This window comes from Burkholderia pseudomultivorans, assembly GCF_001718415.1.
GTDB classification, from domain to species: Bacteria; Pseudomonadota; Gammaproteobacteria; order Burkholderiales; family Burkholderiaceae; genus Burkholderia; species Burkholderia pseudomultivorans_A.
Map to the genome: position 1 here is coordinate 1,134,615 of NZ_CP013377.1, position 21,414 is coordinate 1,156,028.

At 67.5% G+C, this 21,414-nt stretch carries 20 protein-coding genes; 11 read left to right on the forward strand and 9 right to left on the reverse strand.

Annotated elements, in window-relative coordinates; all coding sequences use genetic code 11:
• The first annotated feature begins 14 nt into the window (after positions 1–14).
• The gene (locus tag WS57_RS04825) at positions 15–1,415 is read left to right on the forward strand and encodes an MFS transporter (protein WP_009694770.1); all 1,401 of its coding nucleotides are present in this window, start codon (positions 15–17) and stop codon (positions 1,413–1,415) included.
• 789 nt (positions 1,416–2,204) lie between these two features.
• Positions 2,205–2,777 carry a GNAT family N-acetyltransferase gene (locus WS57_RS04830; RefSeq protein ID WP_009694771.1) on the forward strand — a complete coding sequence of 191 codons (573 nt, stop codon included), beginning with the start codon at positions 2,205–2,207 and terminating at the stop codon, positions 2,775–2,777.
• A 36-nt stretch (positions 2,778–2,813) separates the two neighbouring features.
• Here WS57_RS04830 and WS57_RS04835 read toward each other — a convergent pair whose 3' ends face one another.
• The gene (locus WS57_RS04835; protein WP_069243815.1) at positions 2,814–3,740 is read right to left on the reverse strand and encodes an ADP-ribosylglycohydrolase family protein; all 927 of its coding nucleotides are present in this window, start codon (positions 3,738–3,740) and stop codon (positions 2,814–2,816) included.
• A 143-nt stretch (positions 3,741–3,883) separates the two neighbouring features.
• Between WS57_RS04835 and WS57_RS04840 the strand changes: the two genes are divergently transcribed.
• Entirely contained in the window at positions 3,884–4,297 is a 414-nt protein-coding gene (locus tag WS57_RS04840; RefSeq protein ID WP_009695555.1) for a PPC domain-containing DNA-binding protein, read from the forward strand.
• Positions 4,298–4,440: 143 nt separating this feature from the next.
• Positions 4,441–4,824 carry a hypothetical protein gene (locus WS57_RS04845; protein ID WP_009695554.1) on the forward strand — a complete coding sequence of 128 codons (384 nt, stop codon included), beginning with the start codon at positions 4,441–4,443 and terminating at the stop codon, positions 4,822–4,824.
• A gap of 87 nt (positions 4,825–4,911) precedes the next feature.
• Here the strand turns inward: WS57_RS04845 and WS57_RS36865 are convergent, their stop codons facing one another.
• From WS57_RS36865 to WS57_RS04865, 4 genes are all read right to left on the reverse strand, one after another.
• The gene (locus tag WS57_RS36865) at positions 4,912–5,313 is read right to left on the reverse strand and encodes a hypothetical protein (protein ID WP_155755074.1); all 402 of its coding nucleotides are present in this window, start codon (positions 5,311–5,313) and stop codon (positions 4,912–4,914) included.
• Positions 5,314–5,419: 106 nt separating this feature from the next.
• Complete coding sequence (locus WS57_RS04855) at positions 5,420–6,109, reverse strand: Imm50 family immunity protein (protein ID WP_059517480.1); 690 nt, start codon at positions 6,107–6,109, stop codon at positions 5,420–5,422.
• A 432-nt stretch (positions 6,110–6,541) separates the two neighbouring features.
• Positions 6,542–6,790: a hypothetical protein gene (locus WS57_RS04860; protein ID WP_009695551.1), complete on the reverse strand. Its 249-nt coding sequence runs from the start codon at positions 6,788–6,790 to the stop codon at positions 6,542–6,544.
• Positions 6,791–7,452: 662 nt separating this feature from the next.
• Positions 7,453–7,887, reverse strand: coding sequence for a universal stress protein (locus WS57_RS04865; RefSeq protein WP_009695549.1), 435 nt, complete (start codon positions 7,885–7,887; stop codon positions 7,453–7,455).
• Positions 7,888–8,277: 390 nt separating this feature from the next.
• Between WS57_RS04865 and WS57_RS04870 the strand changes: the two genes are divergently transcribed.
• The 6 genes from WS57_RS04870 (at position 8,278) to WS57_RS04895 (ending at position 13,176) form a co-directional block, all read left to right on the forward strand.
• Complete coding sequence (locus WS57_RS04870) at positions 8,278–9,762, forward strand: amidase (protein WP_059604113.1); 1,485 nt, start codon at positions 8,278–8,280, stop codon at positions 9,760–9,762.
• Positions 9,763–9,998: 236 nt separating this feature from the next.
• Complete coding sequence (locus WS57_RS04875; protein WP_059480042.1) at positions 9,999–10,685, forward strand: hypothetical protein; 687 nt, start codon at positions 9,999–10,001, stop codon at positions 10,683–10,685.
• Between the two features lie 126 nt (positions 10,686–10,811).
• Positions 10,812–11,642, forward strand: a complete 831-nt coding sequence (locus tag WS57_RS04880) for an arylamine N-acetyltransferase family protein (RefSeq protein WP_059517478.1) — start codon at positions 10,812–10,814, stop codon at positions 11,640–11,642.
• Between the two features lie 113 nt (positions 11,643–11,755).
• The gene (locus tag WS57_RS04885; protein ID WP_009695542.1) at positions 11,756–11,932 is read left to right on the forward strand and encodes a CopG family transcriptional regulator; all 177 of its coding nucleotides are present in this window, start codon (positions 11,756–11,758) and stop codon (positions 11,930–11,932) included.
• Position 11,933: 1 nt separating this feature from the next.
• A complete protein-coding gene (locus WS57_RS04890; protein WP_009695541.1) occupies positions 11,934–12,284 on the forward strand; it encodes a VOC family protein in 351 nt (116 codons plus the stop codon).
• Between the two features lie 7 nt (positions 12,285–12,291).
• The gene (locus WS57_RS04895) at positions 12,292–13,176 is read left to right on the forward strand and encodes a class I SAM-dependent methyltransferase (RefSeq protein WP_059604116.1); all 885 of its coding nucleotides are present in this window, start codon (positions 12,292–12,294) and stop codon (positions 13,174–13,176) included.
• Positions 13,177–13,186: 10 nt separating this feature from the next.
• On the opposite strand, the gene WS57_RS04900 is transcribed toward WS57_RS04895, so the two are convergent.
• Entirely contained in the window at positions 13,187–18,028 is a 4,842-nt protein-coding gene (locus WS57_RS04900; protein ID WP_069243816.1) for an NAD-glutamate dehydrogenase, read from the reverse strand.
• 268 nt (positions 18,029–18,296) lie between these two features.
• Here WS57_RS04900 and WS57_RS37920 point away from each other — a divergent pair, with 268 nt between their 5' ends.
• On the forward strand, positions 18,297–19,358 hold the full coding sequence (locus tag WS57_RS37920; protein ID WP_230956375.1) for an SAM-dependent methyltransferase: 1,062 nt from the start codon (positions 18,297–18,299) through the stop codon (positions 19,356–19,358).
• A gap of 50 nt (positions 19,359–19,408) precedes the next feature.
• Here WS57_RS37920 and WS57_RS04910 read toward each other — a convergent pair whose 3' ends face one another.
• Genes WS57_RS04910 through WS57_RS04920 form a run of 3 tightly spaced genes read right to left on the reverse strand, consistent with a single transcriptional unit; the run spans position 19,409 to position 21,300 of the window.
• A complete protein-coding gene (locus tag WS57_RS04910) occupies positions 19,409–19,597 on the reverse strand; it encodes a 4-oxalocrotonate tautomerase (protein ID WP_006413826.1) in 189 nt (62 codons plus the stop codon).
• 55 nt (positions 19,598–19,652) lie between these two features.
• Positions 19,653–20,429: a class II aldolase/adducin family protein gene (locus tag WS57_RS04915; RefSeq protein ID WP_059604121.1), complete on the reverse strand. Its 777-nt coding sequence runs from the start codon at positions 20,427–20,429 to the stop codon at positions 19,653–19,655.
• Complete coding sequence (locus WS57_RS04920; protein WP_059604124.1) at positions 20,404–21,300, reverse strand: urea transporter; 897 nt, start codon at positions 21,298–21,300, stop codon at positions 20,404–20,406. The genes WS57_RS04915 and WS57_RS04920 overlap by 26 nt, the downstream gene beginning before the upstream one ends.
• Positions 21,301–21,414: the final 114 nt, after the last annotated feature.

The following is a 21,414-nucleotide window of genomic DNA, read 5'->3' on the forward strand; positions in this document are numbered from 1 at the left end:
AGGAGACACCCCGCATGAGCACTTTCGACAACGTCGTGGCCGGTCGGGCCACGATGGAAGCTGCCGCCTCCACGCCCGGCGCGATCATCGCGCGGCTCGAGCGGCTTCCGGCCAATGGGATGCAGATTCGCGCACGCGTGCTGATCGGCACCGCGACGTTCTTCGACGGCTTCGACGTGATCACGATCGCGGCGACGCTGCCGTTGCTGATTCACAAGTGGGGGCTGTCGCCGACGCAGATCGGCATGCTGATCGCGTCCGGCGCGATCGGCCAGCTGATCGGCGCCTTCCTGTTTCCCGCGCTGTCGGAAAAACATGGCCGCGTGAAGTCGATCGCGTGGAGCTCGGCCGTGATCGGCATCACGAGTATCGCGTGCGGCTTCGCACCGACCTTCGAGATCTTCGTGCTGCTGCGCATTCTGCAGGGGCTCGGGCTCGGCGGCGAGCTGCCGGTCGCGGCGACGTACATCAACGAGATCACGCGCGCGCATGGCCGCGGCCGTTTCGTGCTGCTGTACGAAATCGTGTTCCCGATCGGCCTGCTCGTGTCGATGGCGCTCGGCGCGTGGCTCGTGCCGCGCTTCGGCTGGGAGATCATGTACTTCGTCGGCGGCTTGCCGCTGCTGCTCGCGCTGGTGCTCACGCGTCTCGTGCCGGAATCGCCGCGCTGGCTCGCATCGCGCGGGCGGCTCGCGGAAGCCGGCCGGGCGGTGGGCGAGTTCGAAGCGTCGGTGCGCGGCGAACTGCCGCCCGTCACGCAGACGGCCGCGTTCGACGAGATGGTGCGCCAGCATCCGAAGCGCAGGATGCGTGACCTGTTCAGCGCCGCGTATCGCAAGCGCACGATTGCCGTCGCGACGCTGTGGGCGACCTGCGGGTTCATCCAGTACGGGCTGTCGACGTGGCTGCCGACGCTCTACAAGAACTTCTATCACGCGCCGCTGCAGCTTGCGCTGAACCTCGCGGTAATCGGCTCGGTGATGGGCGTGCTCGGTTCGCTGGCGTCCGCGCTGCTGGTCGACAAGCTCGGCCGCAAGCCGGTGATCGTCTGGTCGTTCGTGCTGTGCGCAGTGTCGCTGGTGCTCGCGGGCGTCTATCACGCGGAATCGGTGTACGTCGTGTCGATCTTCTGCTCGCTGTCGCTCGGCTTGATGGCGTCGGGGTTCATCACCGCATATGTGTATACGCCCGAGCAGTATCCGACGAGCATTCGCGCGCTGGGCTGCGGGCTCGGCAGCGCGTGGCTGAAGATCGCATCGTTCGTCGCGCCGATGGTCGTGCCGCATGCGATCATCGGCGGGAATCTCGCGCCGGCGTTCTACCTGATCGGCGCCGTGCCGCTGATCGCGGCCGTGACGGTGCATCTGGTCGGGATCGAGACGAAGGGCAAGGTGCTGGAGGCGCTGGAGGCTTGAGCATCGGCGACGACGTGTCGTGATTCGGCGGGGCCCGGACGATGTCCGGGCCTTTTCGTTGTGCGCCCAGCATGGGCGCACTCCTGCGGGTGAAAGTCCCGCCATAAGCTGGTCATGGCGAATGAAGTGAAGCGCAACTGCATGAGGGCGACCGAGTGTGGGGAGGAAGCGTGGAGCGTAAATCGCGAGCCGATGGACAAGAACCGTATAGAAGGCGCTGCCGAGCAGGGCGAGCGGGCAACAAACCGCAAAGCTCTCGTGACCAAAGCGAAGCGGCGTAAATACGGCGGTTGTGCGATGAAGGAGTGCGTTCTTACCTGGGGAGATCTCGCCTTGTGCCTGAAAGGGCGACGGTGCAGACCGGAGCGAGAAGTCAGCAGAGGCCGTAGTAGTGAGGTGGTGTGGCCGGGAAGGCTAAAGCTGCCAGCGAAGGGCCGAAGGAATGGGAGGGCAAGCCCTCTGGTTCTCGGAAGTGAATAGCCTCAGATGTTCGCGTAAGTGAAGCTCGCCGAACGGTGGATAGGGTGAAGCCCGACAGGCCCAGGCAGCGAGGAATCAGTTTCGGTGAAGCAGACAACAGCGAACCTGGGTGTCGGGTCGGGAGCAACACAAGCCCGGCAACCTCAACCATTCCAACCGCCCGGTGCGGACCCGCATGCCGGGTGGTGTGGGAGGGGATCGGTCAGGTTAACTGACCGCCCCTATCCCGATTGGGGCGTCCGCGCGAGATTGTCGACGCACGGCTCGCGTGCTTTAATCCGGCATTCCGTTTCCGAGTTGCCCGTCGCCATGCCGCTGTTCGAACCCGTTACGCTGCATACGTCCCGTCTCGTGCTGCGGCCGCCCCGCGACGACGATGCCGCGGCGCTGTTCGAGGTCTGGTCGGATCCCGACGCCATGCGCTATTTCTCGTTCGCGCCGATGACGCAGCGCGCGCAGGCGGCCGAACGCGTCGCGCGCAACGTGAAGGCGTCGGCCGACGGGCAGGACCTGGTTTGCGTCCTCCAACTGCGGGAAAGCGGCGAGGCGCTCGGCGAGTGCTCGCTGTTTCATGCGAACGCGCAATGCCGGCGCGCGGAAATCGGCTTCAGCCTGCGGCGCGCGTACTGGGGCGGCGGCTATATGCGCGAAGCGGCGTCCGCGATGCTCGATCATGCGTTCGACACGCTGCACCTGCACCGGATCGAAGCGGATATCGATCCACGCAACATCGCGTCGGCGCGCTTGCTCGAACGGCTCGGCTTCGTACGGGAAGGGTTGTTGCGGGATCGCTGGATCGTCGGCGACGAGGTGTCGGACAGCGCGCTGTACGGGCTGCTCGACAGCGACCGGCGCGCGACGGGAGGCGGCGAGGGACGCTGACGGCGGCCGGTGCAGGAGGCGCGGGCGGCCCACCGCTCAGAATGTCGCGAGCAAGTCCTCGACCATCGATTTCCCGTGCAGGGCCGTGATCCAGCGCGCGGGCAATGCGGATTCGCCGTACAGCACGCCGGCGAGGCTGCCGGCGATTGCCGCGGTCGTGTCCGTATCGTTTCCGAGTGCGACCGCGCGCTTCACGCAGTCCTCGTAGCTGCCGGTCGACAGCAGGCAATGGATCGCCGACCAGAAGCTGTCGACCACATACCCCGATCCCTGCGGCGCATCGAAGCGACCGTCCAGCACGATCTTCAATTCGAGGATGTCGGCCGTGCCTTCGTAGCGGGCCAGCAGTTCGTCTTCGGCGGCGCGCACCGCGTCGGGCGCGGACCGGCCTTCGAGCATGCCCATCGCGGTCAGCGCATAGAGCGCGCAGCAGAGTTGCGAACGCACATGGCCGTGCGTGACGAGGTTCTGCTTGCGCGCGACGCGGATCGCATCGTCGCGTGACGCGGCGATCATGACCACCGGAAAGCAGCGCATCAGCGCGCCGTTGCCGTTGTCGCGCTCGCCGTCGGGGCCGGCCGCCGACGGCGCGGCGCCGGCCGCGAGCGCGTCGAACGCGCGGCGGGTCTGCAGGCCGACATCGAACACCCGGCCGTCCGGCGTGAAGGCGCCGCGATGAAACCAGTCCAGCAGGTTGCGGGCGAACGTGTCGAGATTCAGCGCGCGGTCGCGCAGCAGCGCGTCGAGCAGCGCGAGCGCCTGCGCGCCGTCGTCGCTCCACGTGCCGGGCGGCACGCCCGCGTGCGCGCGGACAAAGCCCGGCGGCGGCGTCATGTCGATCAGCGCGGGCGGCGGAATCGATGCGGCGTCATGGAATTCGTAGGGAACGCCGAGCGCGTCGCCGATCAGCAGGCCAAGCAGGCCGCCGCGCAGGCGGGTCGTTTGGTTCGGAAGAGTAGTCATCGGATGCGGGGCGTGGCGTGCGAGCTGGATTAGCGTGAAGACTAGAGCAATCGGCTGCGCGTGCCTAGCCGACGGGACTTGCCGTATGCCACGGCCGACCGTACTCTTTGCCGATACATCGGCCCGCCAACAGGTAATCGACCATGCAAGCCCATCCTCTGCGCCTTTCCCCCGGCGACGACCTGCGCGCGTCGATCGAGGACGCGCTGTGCCGGCACGGCTCGCGCGCGGCGTTCGTCGTTCAGGGAATCGGGAGTCTTTGCGTTGCCGAACTGCGGTTTGCCGGGATGGACGCGCCGACCACATTGCGCGGCGACCTCGAAATTCTGACGCTGGCCGGTTCGGTCTCGCCGGACGGCGCACACCTGCATATGTCGGTGTCCGACGCGCAAGGGCGCGTATCGGGCGGCCATGTCGCGCGAGGCTGCGAGGTGCGCACGACCGCCGAGATTTTGCTCGCGCTGCTTCCGGCACACCGTTTCTCCCGCGCGTTCGATGCGGCCACCGGATTCGACGAACTGGTGATCCGGCCTGAACCGGGCGCCGATGCGACATGAGTGACGCGATGCGACGGTGGCGGCGCGCATTCGGCGCGTGCGTTCCTGTCCTGAAGAAGCTTGCTCGCCGGAGGCGCGATCAACGGATGACGCGGCAAGACCGTATGCCTTCAACGTGCCACGAGATGGCCAGTGAGCGGAATATGAACGATCGGAACGGGATGCGCATCGCATCGGCGAAGGCGCTCGTCATTCAGGCGATGACGAGGCCGGGCGTGTACGACGAATCGCTTCGCGAAGCCCGCGCGCTGCTCGAGGCGGCGCTGGCGGACGATCCCCGTGATGTCGCGATCCTGACCTGCCTCGGCGCAGTGCTGTGCGATCTGCATTTGCGTGCCGACGCACGCGCGTGCCTGACGCGGGCGATCGAACTCGGCTCGACCGACCGGAACACGTTCTTCAATCTGTTCGTCGCGATGCTCGACCATTCGACGATGGAAGAAGCGCGGGCCGTGCTGGCGCGCGGCACGGCGCTCGATGCCGATCCGGCGACGTGGGAAGCCTATTTCGATCCGCACGCGATGTAGCCGTGCGGCCGGCGTCATGCATAAAGCGAAGCCGGCAGGCCGAGGAACGCCGGGCCGCCGAGCGTGCTGCCTGCCAGCGATACGCCGTCATCGAGCGCATTGCTGATGGCGCAGAGCATGCTGCTGCGCTCGGCATTGTTTTTCACCAGATGCCGGGGGCCGGCGTGAAAAGCGTGCCGGGCAATCTCGAGCGCCGCGACGAACACCGGCTCGCAATCGATCGGCACTGTGCCATGTGCCCGATTCGTCCTGTACGGAGAAGCTGTCCGGCAGCGTCATGCCGGATGCCGACGGCAGATGCGACGCGACGACGAGGCCGAACGCTTCCGGAATGATGTCGACGAGCCTGCGCATCGTCAGATCGTCGTCGACCAGCGCGCGGACACGCTGTTCGGTTTCGTCGTCCACATGCGGATGCGCGCCGAGAATCTCGGCTGCTGCGAGAACCGTGTCGACGGAAACGGGCTTCATGGCGTGGGGGGATTTCATCGTGGCGACGTCGGGCGTTCGGGTACAAGCCGGCTATTGTCGACGATTCGGGCGCCCGTGGCTTGCTTCCGCAGCGGTGCCATGCGACGTATCGTCAAACGCGGCCCTACGCGTGTAGGCACGGCTCGATACGCGCAACCCTTGCCGCGCGGCACTGGAGCAGGATCTCGAACCCCGTGGACGGGTACAGGTCGATCTGGATGCGGCCGCCGTCACAGCGGGAAAACCGCAGATCGTATATCCATGACGGGTAGCACACGTTTTCCGTCGAAAACGTGTCGCCGTCGACCTGTTCGAAAACGAACGTGATCCTGCACGGCGTCGTCGGCACGCTGCCGGCCGGATTGCCCTGTCCGTCATGACGGAGCGTGAGTTCCATGTCCGTATGTGCCGCTCCGTTCGATGCGACCCGGCGTAGCGTGACCGAAAGCAGTTCGGCATCGTGAAACGACGGCCAGTAGCCGAAGATTTGCCGAATCAGCCACGCATGTTCGACCGCGCTTTCGTCCGTTTGCGGGCGAGTGCGACCGGACTCCCATGACTCCGGCAAGGCTTCGACCATCTGCTGCAGCTTCCCGATCAGATACTGTTCCGCGTCTTCGAGCGAGCCGCAGAAATCGAGCGCGGCCGCGCCGCTGCCGATACGGCCGTCATACGATTCCTGCACGATCTCGAACCCATAGACGATCCTGCCGTCGTCGCGCTGAACGAGGTGGTATCCGATGTCGTAAGGCAGGCGGCGCGCGTTCTGCCGGATGTACCGGAAGGTCTTCGCGTAGTTCGACTGGAGCTGCATGGTTTTCCTTGTCGTTATCGCAGACGCAACCGGGGAAGGGCGAATACGCAGCCGATGGGAGGGCATTTCGATCGCTGCGGCCGATGCGCAAGACTGGCGGCGATATGCACGGTGAGTCGTGGTTCACCTGTCGTGGCATCGTGCGAGCGCGGCCGTGGCGGTGAAGCGAGGCTATCGACGCCGTTTCTCGACGCGTGATCGTATCGGCGAGGATCGCAAGACAAGCCCGTGCGATGCATGGGACGACCGGGCAGGGCGGCGGCTCGAATGGCATCCGGGCTGCTCGGCCAGTCGCCGCGCGCATGGAATTCAGTTACGTGAAAGCGGGGCGGGGAGTTGTCGCGGGCATATCCGGACGATGCCGGCCGACCGTCACAGTCCGGCTGCGCGGGCCGTCCCGCGCAGCCCGGATCAAGCGCCTCGCGATTCGCGTCAATTCTTCGCGAGCGACACGTCGGCGTCGCCGCGACCCGTCACCAGGCAACCGGACATGAACGCTTCGCTCTGGCTGCCGGCAGCGGCCTCCCCGAAGCCGCGGCTCAGCGCGTCGTACTTCACGCGCTGCGCACCCTGCTCGCACGCGAGCGGGCTGGCGTCGCGACCCTGCGCGTGCAGGACCGCGCGATCGGCGATCAGATAGGCCAGCAGCGCGAAAACGGCGATATGTACGGCTCGTCTCATCATGGTTCGTCTCCTCGTTGCCCTAGCGTATCGCGGACCCGCTCCGCGAAGCACTTGGGGCTTCCCCCGGTAAACGTCTGCTGAAATGAGTGCGCGACAGGGTGATCCTGTCCTGTTTTTTTGCGCCGAGGGCAAGGGGAAACCGTAGCCGGAACACGCGCGGCTGGCGATTTGCCTGGTTATTTCCTGACAGCCGCAGGCGAGATCCGGGCGGAGTCGGCACGCGAATGGCCGCGCGCAAGCCGCGACCGGACCGGGTTCCCGAATGTGGAATCGCCCGGCGGATGACGTGATTGACGCGAGTTTGACGAATGTCAGGGGACGCGCGGGCGGCCGCGGTTGCGCGGCTGTCCGGGGCGATAGCATGAATACATCGTTCGACGGAACACGAAGCGCGCCCGGCACTTCGATTCCGGGCGAAGCAGTCGCGTATCGAAATCGTTATCCCAATCGTGAGGAATCCAAATGTTACCCGTCTCCGCCGTGCTCGTCAGTCTGGCTCCGATGTGGGGCATCCTGCTGGTCGCATCGTCTGCCGCCGCCTATCTCGTGTTCTGGCGCAAGGCGCTCAAGTAAGCGCCGCAAGCGCCAATTCATGCCGGCGCGCGCGCGTCGCGCCGGGCGCGCTTGCCCGAGCCGCGTGGCGGCGCGCTGCGCATCGTTTATTGCACCGCCGTCACCGGCACATTCGAAATCCGCACCAGCCGGTCCATCACGCTGCGCCGGAACATCGACAGCAGCGCATGCAGCGGATCGTGTCTCGGCGCGACCACGACGATCTCGTCGCAGCCGATCTCCGACGCCGCTGCCGCGATCGTATCGGCCACCGGGCCGACCTTCTTCACGACGCTGTACTGGACACCGGCTTCCTGCAGAATGCGCTCGGCCGTCGCCAGATCGTCGCACGCGAACTTTTCCTCGATCGAGCGCAACCGCGAGAGCGGGTGATAGGCCTCGAGCCGCGTCGCTTCGAGCGGCGCCTGCACATTGATCAGCACGATCTCGGACGCACAGCGTTCGCGATACAGGAATGTCGCGTGGCGAACCGCCTGGAGCGAGCGGGGCGAGTGACCGACCGGAACCAGCAGCTTGAGCATGGATGATGTCCCAGGAACGAGATGCCTGAAGCGTAGCGCGCGGCCGATCCGAATGCCCTAAAGAGATCGGGCGTCCGCGTAAAAAAGTCGTTAACGCGCACCTGCCCGAGGCGAGCCGATAAAAAATATAAGAATTTTAAGTTTATGCGCATAAACGATTTCATCGCGGGGGTGCGCCGAGCCGCCGTTGGCGCGCATCGCGTCGCGGCGTCCCGCGCGTCCGATTTAGTCGAATCCGCAATGAATCGCGCCGGAAAATATCGGAGGTCGCCTGCGCAGCGTCGCGTAGAGTAGAGCATCGGCGCGCCGCACGGTGCTTCCCGGCAAGGTCGGAACAGACCGCCGCCGCACGCGGGCCGCCCATCCATCGCGTTTTCCAGGAGACCCCGCATGTCGCACGGCGCCCCGTCGCTTCTCGCTCCCGCTTCCATTCCCGTCGATCCGATCGTGCGCCTGCCGGCGGGCGAACTGGCGTCGGCGATCCGCTCGAAGGCCGTGTCCTGCGTCGAGACGATGCGCGCGTATCTCGATCACATCGAGCGCGTGAATGGTTCGATCAACGCGATCGTCGCGCTGCGCGAGCGCGACGTGCTGCTCGCCGAAGCCGCGGAAAAGGACGCGGCGCTCGCGCGCGGCGAGTATCAGGGCTGGCTGCACGGGATCCCGCAGGCGCCGAAGGATCTCGCGATGACGAAGGGGCTGCGCACGACCTACGGCTCGCCGATCTTCTGCGATAACGTGCCGCAGGCCGATTCGGTCGGCGTCGCGCGGATGCGCGCGGCGGGCGCGATCTTCATCGGCAAGACCAATACGCCGGAGTTCGGGCTCGGCTCGCACACCTTCAACGAGGTGTACGGCGCCACCCGCAATCCCTACGACCTGACGAAGAGCGCGGGCGGCAGCAGCGGCGGCACGGCGGCGGCGCTCGCCGCGCGGATGCTGCCGGTCGCGGACGGCAGCGACTTCGGCGGTTCGCTGCGCAATCCGGCCGCGTTCTGCAACATCTACGGCTTCCGGCCGTCGCAGGGGCGCGTGCCGCGCTGGCCGGGCGTCGACGTGTTCGTCCAGCAGCTCGGCATCGAAGGGCCGATGGGGCGCACGGTCGGCGACGTCGCGCAGCTGCTCGCGATCCAGGCCGGCTACGATCCGAACGATCCGCTGTCGCTCGCCGAGGATCCGGCCGTGTTCGCGCAGCCGCTCGACACCGACCTGCGCGGCAAGCGCATCGCGTGGGTCGGCGACTGGAACGGCTACCTGGCGACCGAGCCGGGCGTGCTCGCGCAGTGCGAGAAGGGGCTCGCGACGCTGCGCGAGATCGGCTGCGACGTCGATGCCGCGCTGCCGGCGTTCGCGCCCGAGCGGATCTGGCGCCTGTGGCTCACGCACCGGCACCTGCTGTCCGGCGGCGGGCTGCTTGCGCACTATCGCGACCCGGCGCGCCGCGCGCTGCTGAAGCCCGAGGCGATCTACGAGATCGAGGGGCTGCTCGCGATGAAGGGCGACGCGGTGTTCGAGGCAAGCGTCGAACGCACCGCATGGCATCAGGCCGTGCTGCGGTTCTTCGACCGTTACGACTTCATCGCGGCGCCGACCGCGCAGGTGTTCCCGTTCGACGTCGGGCAGCGCTGGCCGAAGGAGATCGCGGGCCGCCCGATGGACACCTATCACCGCTGGATGGAGACGGTCGTGCCGTGGACGCTCGCCGGCTGCCCGGTGATCAGCGTGCCGGTCGGGTTCAACGCAGCGGGGCTGCCGATGGGGATGCAGCTGATCGGTCGTCCGCGCGCGGATCTGGCCGTGCTGCAGCTGGCGCGCGGCTACGAGCAGGCGGCCGACTGGGTCGGCGAGCGCCTGCCCGCGTGGATGGCGGCCTGACGCGCCCGCGCGCGTCGGGCGATTGACAACGGATTGACGACGCCGCGGAAAGAATCGCCGCCGCCGCGCGCGATCGCATCGTCGATGCGCGCGAATGCGCGTGGCGGCGCGCGAATCCCGCGGAATGGCAAGCGACGGCGCCGGGCGATTTCGTATCGATGTGTTTCAGTCGTTGCGGCGGCGCGCGACGCGCTTCGACAATACCCGGCTCATCATTCCGGCACGGGAGAACACAAATGAAGCACATTCGCGCGACGGCCAAGCGCGTGGCCGCGGCGGGCATCGCGCTCGGCATCCTGCTGAGCGGCGCCGCTCATGCGCAACTCGATCTCCAGTCGATCGGTTCGTCGCTGCTCGGCGGCGCGCAGCCGTCGTCCGCACCCGCGCAGGGCGGCGCAGCACAGCTGCTGCAGGCCTATGTCGGCGCGAATCAGCAGGTGCTGGCGGGCCAGTCGTCGCTGGCGTCGGCGATGGGGCTGACCGGCGCGGCCGGGCAGGCACAGCAGGCGGCGGGCATGCTGAGCGGCGGCGATGCGCTGTCGCCCGCCACGCTGTCGCAGATGGGCGGCGCGCAGCAGTCGGTGTCGCAGGCGCTCGACCAGGCGTTCGCGAGCGGCGGCGCCACGCAGGGCCCGGTCGACAAGCAGGCGTTCAGCAACGGCCTCGCATCGCTGGGCCAGGGCCTCACGCAGTACACGCAGCTGCAGTCGGGGCTCGGCAGCCTCGGTTCCGCGAGCCCGGCGTCGCTGCTGCAGTCGGGCCTGAATCCGCAGAACCTGCAGGCGGCGTCGTATATCGCGCAGAGCGCGCCCGGCCAGCTGCAGTCGCTCGCGACGACGCTGAGCCAGGCCGTGCAGTTCGCGACGCGCCAGGGCATTTCGGTGCCGTCGGTCGCGTCGTCGGCGCTGAAGCTGCTGCCGTAACGGTGCGCGAAAGCGCGCGCGGGATGCCGTGCCGGCGCCCCGCGCGACGCGCCGGACGATCGCCCCGCGCAACATGGGGATTTCGCTCGATGCTATCGTGGCGTGTCCCCGTTATGGTGCCGCTTCATGACTGACTCGTTCGACCTTTCGCGCTATTTCACCCGCATCGGCTACGACGGCCCGGCCGAGCCGACCCTCGACGTGCTGCGCCGGCTGCATCTGCTGCATCCGCAGGCGATCCCGTTCGAAAACCTCAATCCGCTGACCGGCGCGCGCGTCGCGCTCGATCTGCCCGCCGTCGTCGACAAGCTGGTCGCGCGGCGGCGCGGCGGCTACTGCTTCGAACTGAACAAGCTGTTCTACACCGCGCTCACGCGGATCGGCTTCCGCGTGACGCCGCTGATCGCGCGCGTGCGCTGGATGCGTCCGCCGGAGGTCGTCACCGCGCAGACGCACATGCTGCTGCGCATCGATCTCGACGGCGCGGTCTGGCTCGCCGACATCGGCTTCGGCAGCGCGACGCTGACCGCGCCGCTGCGCTTCGCGCCGGACGAGCGGCAGCTGACGCCGCACGGCGCGTTCCGCGTCGTCGCCGCGCCCGTCGCGGACGAATTCGACATGCAGTGCGAGGCGCCCGACGGCTGGCTGACGACCTACCGCTTCTCGCTGAAGCCGGCCGAATGGATCGATTACGACGCCGCGAACTGGTTCACGTCGACCTATCCCGAATCGGTCTTCGTGAACGACCTGATCGCGTGCCGCGTGCTGCCCGACGGCCGTGCGGCGCTGTTCAACACCGCGTTGACGCTGCGCGACGCGAGCGGCGCGGGGCGCACCGTGACGCTCGACAATGCGGCCGACTGGAGCGCGTGTCTGCGCGACACGATCGGCATCGATACGACAGGGTTCGATCTCGACGCGCTGTTTGCGCGCGTGGCGGCGCGGCCGGGACGGTAGGGCGCGGCGGGCGGTGGCCTGCATCGCCCGCTTCGTTCACGCTGCGCGCAGATTCGATCCAGCCCGCAATCCGACAGGTTGACATTTGCTATTTTGCTAGCATACTAGCATCCATGAGCGACGAAGAAGTCAAGCAGTTCAACGTCTATCTGCCGTTGAGCCTGATCCGGCAGGTCAAGCATCGTGCGATCGAGACGGAGCAATCGCTGTCCGCGCTGGTCGCCGATGCGCTGCGCGCGTACCTCGCCACGCCGCCATCCGGGCAGGACGCTTCCACCAAGGAGGAATGACATGTCATCCGAGCGTATCGAAGCCGTATTCCTGACGACGCACAACTGGGGCAAGTCGGCCAAGTTCTTCCAGGCGCTGGGCTTCACGCTGGAATTCGAAACCGACCACCACTCGGGCCAGCTGCGCAACGGCGACGGCCCGTATCTGTTCATCGCGGAAGTGCCGCCCGACCAGGCGCCGGACATGCAGGTCGTGCTGAAGGTCGCGGACGAGCGTGCGGTGCGGCCACAGCCGATCGTCGATGTCGTCACGCCGTTCGAGGATATGCACTGGGGCACGCGCGAGATGTCCGTGCGCGATCCGGACGGGCGCGTGTGGCGCCTGCAGGCGCCCGGCCAGTCGAACGCGTGAGGCCGGCATGACGACGTCCGAGACACCCGATACGCCCGATACGTCCGAAGCCGGGCCGGACAGCACCGCCGCACGCGTCGCGCTGTGGCGCGCGCTGCACGTCGAACTCGACGCGCCGCCGCACGTGCTCGTCGACGAAGTCGGGCTGCAGCTGCTCGCGCCGGCGCCCGGCTGGCAGCAGCGCGGCGACATGGATCCGCAGTTCACGCGGCCGTTTCGCGCGTCGATCGTCGCGCGTGCGCGTTTCATCGAGGATCTCGTCGTCGAGCAGGCCGCGCGCGGCGTGAGCCAGTATGTGATCCTCGGCGCGGGGCTCGACAGCTTCGTGCAGCGCCGCCCGGAGATGGCGTCGCGCGTGACGGTCTTCGAAGTCGACCAGCCGGCGCCGCAGGCGTGGAAGCGGCGCCGGCTCGTCGAGCTCGGCTTCGGCGTGCCCGACTGGCTGCGGTTCGTGCCGGTCGATTTCGAGGCGGCCGGATCGTGGCGCGATGCGCTGGTCGGCGCAGGCTTCGATGCGGGCAAGCCGGCCGTGGTCGTATCGACCGGCGTCAGCATGTACCTGACGCGCGCGGCGAACGCGGCCGCGCTGCGCGAAGTCGCGTCGCTCGCGCCGGGCTCGACGCTCGCGATGACGTTCCTGTTGCCGCTGGAGCAGGCCGACGCCGAGGTGCGCCCGGGACTCGAAATGGCCGAGAAGGGCGCACGCGCGAGCGGCACGCCGTTCATCAGCTTCTTCATGCCGGCGCAGATGCAGGCGCTCGCGAAAGAGGCCGGTTTTTCGAGGGCCGATCATGTGTCGGCCGCCGAATTGACGCGGCGCTACTTCGCCGATCGCACGGACCGCCTCCGGCCGCCGCGCAACGCCGAGGAACTGCTGGTCGCGACGGTCTGAACCCGGGGCGTCACGCCCGTTCGAGCACGGCCATCTCGCGCACCACCACGAGCAGCACCGCGAGGCTCGCGCCACCCGAGGCGCGCAGGTCCGCGAGCAGTTGCGCATACCGTTCGAGCGCGGCCGCGCGGCGTTCGCGCCACGCGGCGACGATCGTTTCCGGCGTCGTCGAATCCGGCGATTCCGCGAGTGCGCTCGTCGCGAGCGTGCGCTTGAGGCGCGCGACTTCGGCGAGCGCGGCCGCGCGCGCCATCATGTCCCAGTGCGTGGGCGTGGGCAGCGTCGCCGCGCGCTCGCCGATCCATCCATAGTTGAGCAGCGTGCCGAGCGAGAAGTAGACGCCCGCGACGAGTTCGAGGCTGCGGTTGCAGGTGGCGGCCACCTCGGCGATATCGAGCAGCGCGGCCGAGATGTCGCCGCTCGCGACGCGCACCGCCAGCGCGCTGTCCACGCCCGCGTCGACCAGCACGCGCTGCCGCGCGGACAGCGCATCGAGATCGTCGGCCGGCAGCAGCGCGGGCAGTTGCGGTGCAAGCCGCTCGACCGCGTCGCGGCAGCGCGCGAGCAGTTCGGCGACGCCGCCGTCGGCCACCGCGCCGGCCTGCAAATGCCGCAGGAACCACAGCGCCGCGCGTTCGAGCAGCCGCGCGACATCGACGAACATGCGCGCCTGCACGTCGTCGGCGACGCGGTTGTCGAGTGCGTCGATGTCGCGCCATACCGCGTCGAGGTCGAACACGTCGCGCGCGATGATGCATGCGCGCACGATGTCGCCCGGCCTGGCGTCGGTCTCCTCCATCAGCCGATGCACGAATGCGCAGCCGACGCGGTTCACGAGCGCGTTGGTCAGGTGTGTCGCGAGAATCTCGCGGCGCAGCGGATGGCGGCGCATCGGCTCGCTGAAGCGCTGCTGCAGCGGCTTCGGAAAATAGTCGACGAGCATCGCGGCGACCAGCGGGTCTTCCGGCACGTCGGATTCCAGCAGCGCGTCGTACAGCCACATCTTGCTGTACGCGAGCAGCACCGCGCGCTCCGGCGACGTGAGCCCGAGCTTCGCGGCCTGGCGCTCGGCGATCTCGTCGTCGGTCGGCAGGAATTCGATCACGCGGTTCAGGCGGCCCGCGCGTTCGAGCCAGCGCATCAGCCGCGCCTCCGCGTCGAGCAGCTCGACGCTGTAGCGGCCCGCGATCGACAGTGCCTGTGTCTGGTAGTAGTTGTCGCGCAGCACGAGCAGCCCGACTTCGTCGGTCATCTCTGCGAGCAACGCGTTGCGCTGCTTTTCGGTCATCTCGCCGTCGGCGACGACGAGCCCGAGCAGGATCTTGATATTGACTTCGTGATCCGAACAATCGACGCCGGCCGAGTTGTCGATCGCGTCGGTGTTGATGCGGCCGCCGCGCTGCGCGAACTCGATGCGCCCGAACTGCGTGCAGCCGAGATTGCCGCCTTCGCCGACGACCTTGCAGCGCAGGTCCGCGCCATTGACGCGCACCGCGTCGTTCGCGCGGTCGCCGACCTGCTGGTGGGTTTCGTGCGCCGCCTTCACGTAGGTGCCGATGCCGCCGTTGTACAGCAGGTCGACCGGCGCCTGCAGGATCGCGCGGATCAGCTCGGTCGGCGGCAGCGCGTGTGCGTCGATGCCGAGCGCGGCCTGCACGGCCGGCGACAGGGCGATCGTCTTTGCGGTGCGCGGGTAGACGCCGCCGCCCGGCGAGATCGCGCCCGTATCGTAGTCGGCCCAGCTCGAGCGTTCGAGCGCGAACAGGCGCTGGCGCTCGGCGAAGCTCGTCGCCGGGTCGGGGTTCGGGTCGAGGAACACGTGGCGGTGGTCGAACGCGGCGACGAGGCGGATATGCGGCGACAGCAGCATGCCGTTGCCGAACACGTCGCCCGACATGTCGCCGATGCCGACCACCGTGAAGTCGGTCGTCTGCGTATCGACGCCCATCTCGCGGAAGTGCCGCTTCACCGACTCCCAGGCGCCGCGCGCCGTGATCGCCATCTTCTTGTGGTCGTAGCCGACCGAGCCGCCGGACGCGAACGCGTCGTCGAGCCAGAAGCCGTATTCGTGCGAGATCGCGTTCGCGTAGTCGGAGAAGGTGGCGGTGCCCTTGTCGGCCGCGACGACCAGATACGGATCGTCGGGGTCGTGCCGCACCACGTCGCGCGGCGGCACGATCGCGTTGCCGACGCGGTTGTCGGTCAGGTCGAGCAGCCCGCGCAGGAAGGTCTGGTAGCACGCGATGCCTTCGCGCATCCACGCTTCGCGATCGCTCGGCGGCGGCGGGTTCTTCACGACGAAGCCGCCCTTCGAGCCGACCGGCACGATCACGACGTTCTTGACCATCTGCGCCTTCATCAGCCCGAGCACCTCGGTGCGGAAATCCTCGCGCCGGTCGGACCAGCGCAGCCCGCCGCGCGCGACGCGCCCGCCGCGCAGGTGCACGCCCTCGACGCGCGGCGAATACACCCAGATCTCGAACATCGGCTTCGGCTCGGGCAGGCCGGGCACCTTCGACGGATTGAACTTGAACGACAGGTACGGCTTCGGCTCGCCGTTCGCGTCGTGCAGGAAGTAGTTGGTGCGCTCGGTCGCGTTGATCACGCCGAGGAACTGGCGCAGGATGCGGTCCTCGTCGAGGTTCGGGACCTGGTCGAGCGCGGTCTCGATGCCCTTCAGCAGGTGCTCGGCCTGCACGTCGCGCACGTCGCCGATACGCGGGTCGAAGCGCACGACGAACAATTCGACGAGCTGCCGCGCGATGGCCGGATTGCCGGTCAGCGCGCGTTCGATATACGCGTCGCTGAAGGTGGAGCCGACCTGCCGCAGATACTTCGCATACGCGCGCAGGATCGTGACCTCGCGCGCACTGAGGTGCGCGCGCAGCACGAGCCGGTTGAAATCGTCGTTCTCGATCCGGCCGTTCCAGATTCGGTCGAACGCGTCCTCGAACAGGCCTTTCACGCGCTCGATGTCGAATTCCGCATCGTCAGCGAGTTCGAGGCCGAAGTCGTGCACCCACGCGGGCGCGGCGCCCTGCGTCTGGATCCGGTACGGCCGTTCCTCGTCGACGCGCACGCCGAGATGTTCGAGCATCGGCAGGCTGCGCGACAGCGCGATCGGCTCGCCCGCGCGATAGACCTTGAAGCGGAACGCGCGCGGCCCGGCCTCGATCGGCCGGTACAGGTTCATCGCGAGCTGGCCGGAGTCCTTCACGCGCTCGATCAGCTCGATGTCGCGCACGGCGGTGCGGGCCGGGTAGTCGTCGCGATAGCCGGCCGGGAACGAGTCGGCGTAGCGCTGCAGCAGGCGATTGCCCTGTTCTTCGCCGAACGCATCGAGCAGCGCATCGGCGAGATCGTCCTGCCAGCGGCGCGTGACCTGCACGAGCCGTGCTTCGAGTTCGCGCGTGTCGACGTCGGGCATCGTGCCGGGCTCCGCGTGCACGACGAAATGAATGCGCGCGATCGCCGATTCGGACAGCAGCGGCGTGAACTCGACGTTCACGCCGTTATAGGCGTCGACGAGCAGTTTCGCGATGCGTCGGCGCAGGTCGGTGTTGTACTTGTCGCGCGGCACGAACACGAGGCACGACACGAAGCGGTCGAAGCGGTCGCGCCGCACGAACAGGCGCGTGCGCTGGTGTTCCTGCAGCCGCAGGATACCGAGCGCGATGTCGTAGAGCTGGTCTTCGTCGGCCTGGAACAGTTCGTCGCGCGGATAGGTTTCGAGCACCGTCACGAGCGACTTGCCGAGATGACCTTTCGGCAAGAAGCCGGCGCGCCGCACGATGTTCGCGCACTTGCGGCGCACGATCGGAATCTCGGCGCTCGACACCATGTACGCGGTCGACGTGTAGAGCCCGATGAAGCGCCGCTCGCCGGCCACCTTGCCGTCGGCGCCGACCAGCTTCACGCCGACGTAGTCGAGATAGCCGGGCCGGTGCACGGTCGCGCGCGAATTCGCCTTGGTCAGGAAGATCGGCCAGGGGCCCGTGATGATCTCGGCGGCGGCGGGCGGCAGCGGCGTCACGTCCGGCGTGCCGGGTGCGCGCAGCGATTCGCGCAGGATGCCGGCGCCCGAGCCCGCGATGCCGCGCAGCCCGAAGGCCGAGCCGTCCGACACGAGCGCGTAGTCGCGATGGCCGAGGAACGTGAAGTGGTCGGCGACCATCCATTCGAGGAAGGCGCGCGCCTCGATGTCCTCGGCGGTCGATTCGCGCGCCTTCATTTCCTTGATCGTGGTGCGCGCGATGTCGACGATCTTCGGCCAGTCCTCGACGGAGGCGCGCACGTCGCCGAGCACGCGCGCGATGTCGTCGCGCAGCGTATGCAGCAGCGCCGCGTCGCCGCAGCGATCGACTTCGAAATGGATGAACGATGCGAGTTGCGAATGGCCGTCGTCGGGCGTCGCGCCGCCGGCGTCGACGCGCTCGATTGTGCCGTCGCCGCCGCGCCAGATGCGGAATACCGGGTGCAGCGCCGAATGCAGCGCCAGCCCGAGCCGGTTGACGGCCATCGTCACCGAATCGACGAGGAACGGCATGTCGTCGTTGACGATTTCGATGACGGTGTGGTCCGAGTGCCAGCCGTGCTGTTCGAGGATCGGGTTGTACACGCGCAGCCGCTCGCTGCCCGGCACGAATTTCTGGGCGGTCTGCCAGTGCGCCATTGCGGCGCCGTACAGATCGGCGATGCCGCGGCTTTGCAGGTCCTCGGCGTCGACGAAATCGTAGTAGTGGCGCAGGAACGGTTCGACGGTCCGGAAGGTCGTCTCGGGCAGGCGCGCGCGCGCGAATTCGACGACATCGGAGAGCAGGTGTGCGACGACTTCTTCGTTCTTCGCTTCCATGGCGGTTTCCTCGTCGGGTGGCCATCGGCTGCTGCGTCTGTCCGGCATTATGCGCCGATTGCGTGACGTTGCGATGTGCGGGTGCACAAGCGGTGGCGGACGCGGATCGCGAATGAATGTGTCGCTGCGGTATGCGTCCCTTTTATGGCGGGGGAGCCGGATTTACTGCATGATGCCGTATCGATACCCCCGCTTCGGGATGCGAATAGAGGTCCTGTCGTTAACCGACGCTCAATACGCGGTAGCCATCATCGGAGAAATTTGATAGATGAATATGACGCGCATTACCCCGTTTCGACAAATCACCCGCATGTATCAAGCGGTACTGGATATTCAGCACTCTTTATCGCAATTCGCGGTGTCGGCGCAGCGTAAGAACGAACATCAACAGGCCGATATCGATTCCCTCGATGCAAGAATTGCCCGGCTCGAATCCACCTGTCGTCAATTGATGGAGATGGTCGAGCAGCAGCCGCACGCCGTCGAGCGGCCGTCATTCGTTCCGGTCCCGCCGTTTACCCGCACATCGGAACCCGGCGAATTCATGCCGTTTTCGACCTGCAGCGTCGCGGATTTCTATCATCCGCGCTTGCTCGAGATCTGCGCGATGCTGAACCACCATTTCGTGTTTCATCGAAAACTGTGGGAGTGGGTGTTCGTGATTCATCACTTGCTGGAGTCGGGCAAGGTGAAGCCGGGTGCGCGCGGGCTGGTATTCGGTGTCGGCAGCGAGCGGTTGCCGGCGCTGTTCGCGAAGCTGGGCGCGCAGATCGTCGCGACCGATGCGCCGGAAGACATCGGTGAATCGAAAGGCTGGAAAGCCACCGGCCAGCATAGTGCGACGCTGTCGCAGATTCGTTACGAGGATATCGTCGACGGCAGTCTGTTCGACGAGCGCGTATCGTACGAGACCTGCGACATGAACCACATTCCCGATCATCTGCGCGATTTCGACTTCAACTGGTCGTCGTGCTGCTTCGAACATCTCGGCAATCTCGAAGCCGGCAAGCAGTTCGTGATCAACGCGGTGGAAAAATGTCTGCGGGTTGGCGGCGTGGCGGTACATACGACCGAGTTCAACCTGACTTCCGACGACGACACCCTGGAAAGCGGACAGACCGTGTTATATCGACGGCGCGATCTGCTGGACCTGGTTGGCCGGCTGAGGAGTCGCGGACACGACGTAAGGCCGTTCGTCGTTGCGCCGGACTCCCACCCGCTGGATTTTCATGTCGATGCGCCGCCTTACAAGAGCATTCCGCATCTGAAGCTGGCCTACGAAAAGTACGTCGTCACGTCGGCCGGGCTGGTCGTGACGCGAGGGCGGTAGCACACCCGGCGGGTTCCGCCGGGCCTGTCCGCGATACGGATGCGTGCCGCTCAGCGCGCCTCACTCCACAGCTTGCCGCCCGTCGCCCAGTTTTCCTTTTTCACGTCGGTCAGGATGATATCCACGGAGCCCGGCTCACAGCCGAGCGTTTCGCACGTCACACGCGTGATCGCTTCGACGAATTCGCGTTTCTGCTCGACGGTGCGGCCTTCGAACAACTGGATATTGAAAGTCGGCATGACAAAACCTCCGGGTTGGTTTGGAAAAATCGATTCGGCCGGATGCGCGCGCGGCTCAGTCGCGATACGACCGGTCGAGCCGGTCGAGCCGGCGCAGCAGCGCCGGCCATTCGAGTTCGCCTTCGATCGCGCCGCCGTCGCGCAACTGCTCGGCGGTGCGGTCCGCGACGGCCGGCTCCGGCAGCACGAGCGGACCGCCGCCTGCCTGCGCGCGCAGCTGGATGTCGCAGGCCTTGATTAGCGTATCCATCAGCACATACGCCTCGGCGACCGTGCGGCCGACCGTCAGCGTGCCGTGGTTGCGCAGCAGCATCGCGGATTTCGCGCCGAGACTCGCGGTCAGCCGCGCGCCTTCGGCCGGCGAGAACGCGAGCGCTTCGTAGTCGTGGTAGGCGAGGTCGCCGTGAAACCGCAGCGCATGCTGCGACGCGGGCAGCAGCCCGTCGCGCTGGATCGACACGGCGATGCCGGCCGTGTTGTGCAGGTGCATCACGCAGACGGCGTCGGGCCGCGCGGCATGAACCGCCGCATGCAGCGCGAAACCGGTGACGTTGACCGCGTGCTCGCCGTCGCCGATCCGGTTGCCGGCCAGGTCGATCTTCACGAGGTTCGACGCGCAGACTTCGTCGAACGTGAGGCCGAACGGGTTGATCAGGAAATGGCCGGGCTCGCCCGGCACGGTCGCGGACAGGTGCGTATAGATCAGGTCGTCCCAGCCGTTCAGTGCGACGAGCCGGTACGCGGCGGCGAGATCGACGCGCAGCCGGCGTTCGGCGTCCGAGATCGGGCCGCCGGGCTTCACGGCATCAGGACGGTGTGCGAATGACGACATCGGGTTCTCCGAGAGTAAAGCGCCGCGCGACGGCGACCGTGATCCACGACGCGAGCGCGAACGGCGCGGTGAGCGCGGTGAGGCCGGCGCGCATCGCGAGCCACTGGATCAGCGCGGCCAGCGCGGCGGCCGCGAGCGCCGCACGCGGGCCGCGCGGCAGCAGCGCGAGGGCGGCGAGCGCGCCGTTGAAGCCGAGCAGGCCGTTCGTCAGCGACGCAGCGTCGGCGCCGAGCGCGGTCAGCAGCACGGTCGACACGATCGCGCCGGCGAGCGCGAAGGCAGCCGCGCGGCGCGACTCGGCCGCGATGCCCGCGACGATCAGCGCGCCGGCCCACGCGCCTTGCGCGAACGTGGTTTGCGCGACGCCGGCGAGCAGCGCGGGGCCGACGGCGGACCACGTCGGCGTCGCGCCGGCGATCGCGCCATCTGCATGCTGCGTCGCAATAAAAAACGGCAGCCAGAGCGCGGACATCACAAGGCACGGGCTCGAATACGGACACTGCCGCCATTTCGCGAGCGGCCCGCGCATCGCGCGGTGCACCAGCGCCGCGCCGATCGCGGGCAACGGCGACAGCACGACGCCGATCAGCGGATCCGGCGCGAACACGACGGCGATCAGCGCGGCGAGCGCGCCGTTGAAACCGTGCAGCCCCTGTTCGACATCGTCGCGCCGCGCGCCGGTCAGCACCGCGGTCAGGTTGGCGGCGGCCGCGCCGAGCAGGGCCGCACAGGCGAGCCGCAGGTCGGTCAGCGCCAGCGCGGCGAGCAGCAGCGCGCCCGTGAGCGCGTTCGCCTGCAGCACGATCTGTCCGATGCTGCGCAGCAGGATGCGCAGGTCGATCGACGGCGTGGCAGAGTGTGCGGTGGACATGGATGGCGGCGGAGCAGGACGAGCCGCGAGCATAGGACACAATCCCGTGCACCGGAATAGGGAATTCTGGATAGTCGGGATTTGTGCGCGATGCCCCGCCGTGGGGCGTGGAAG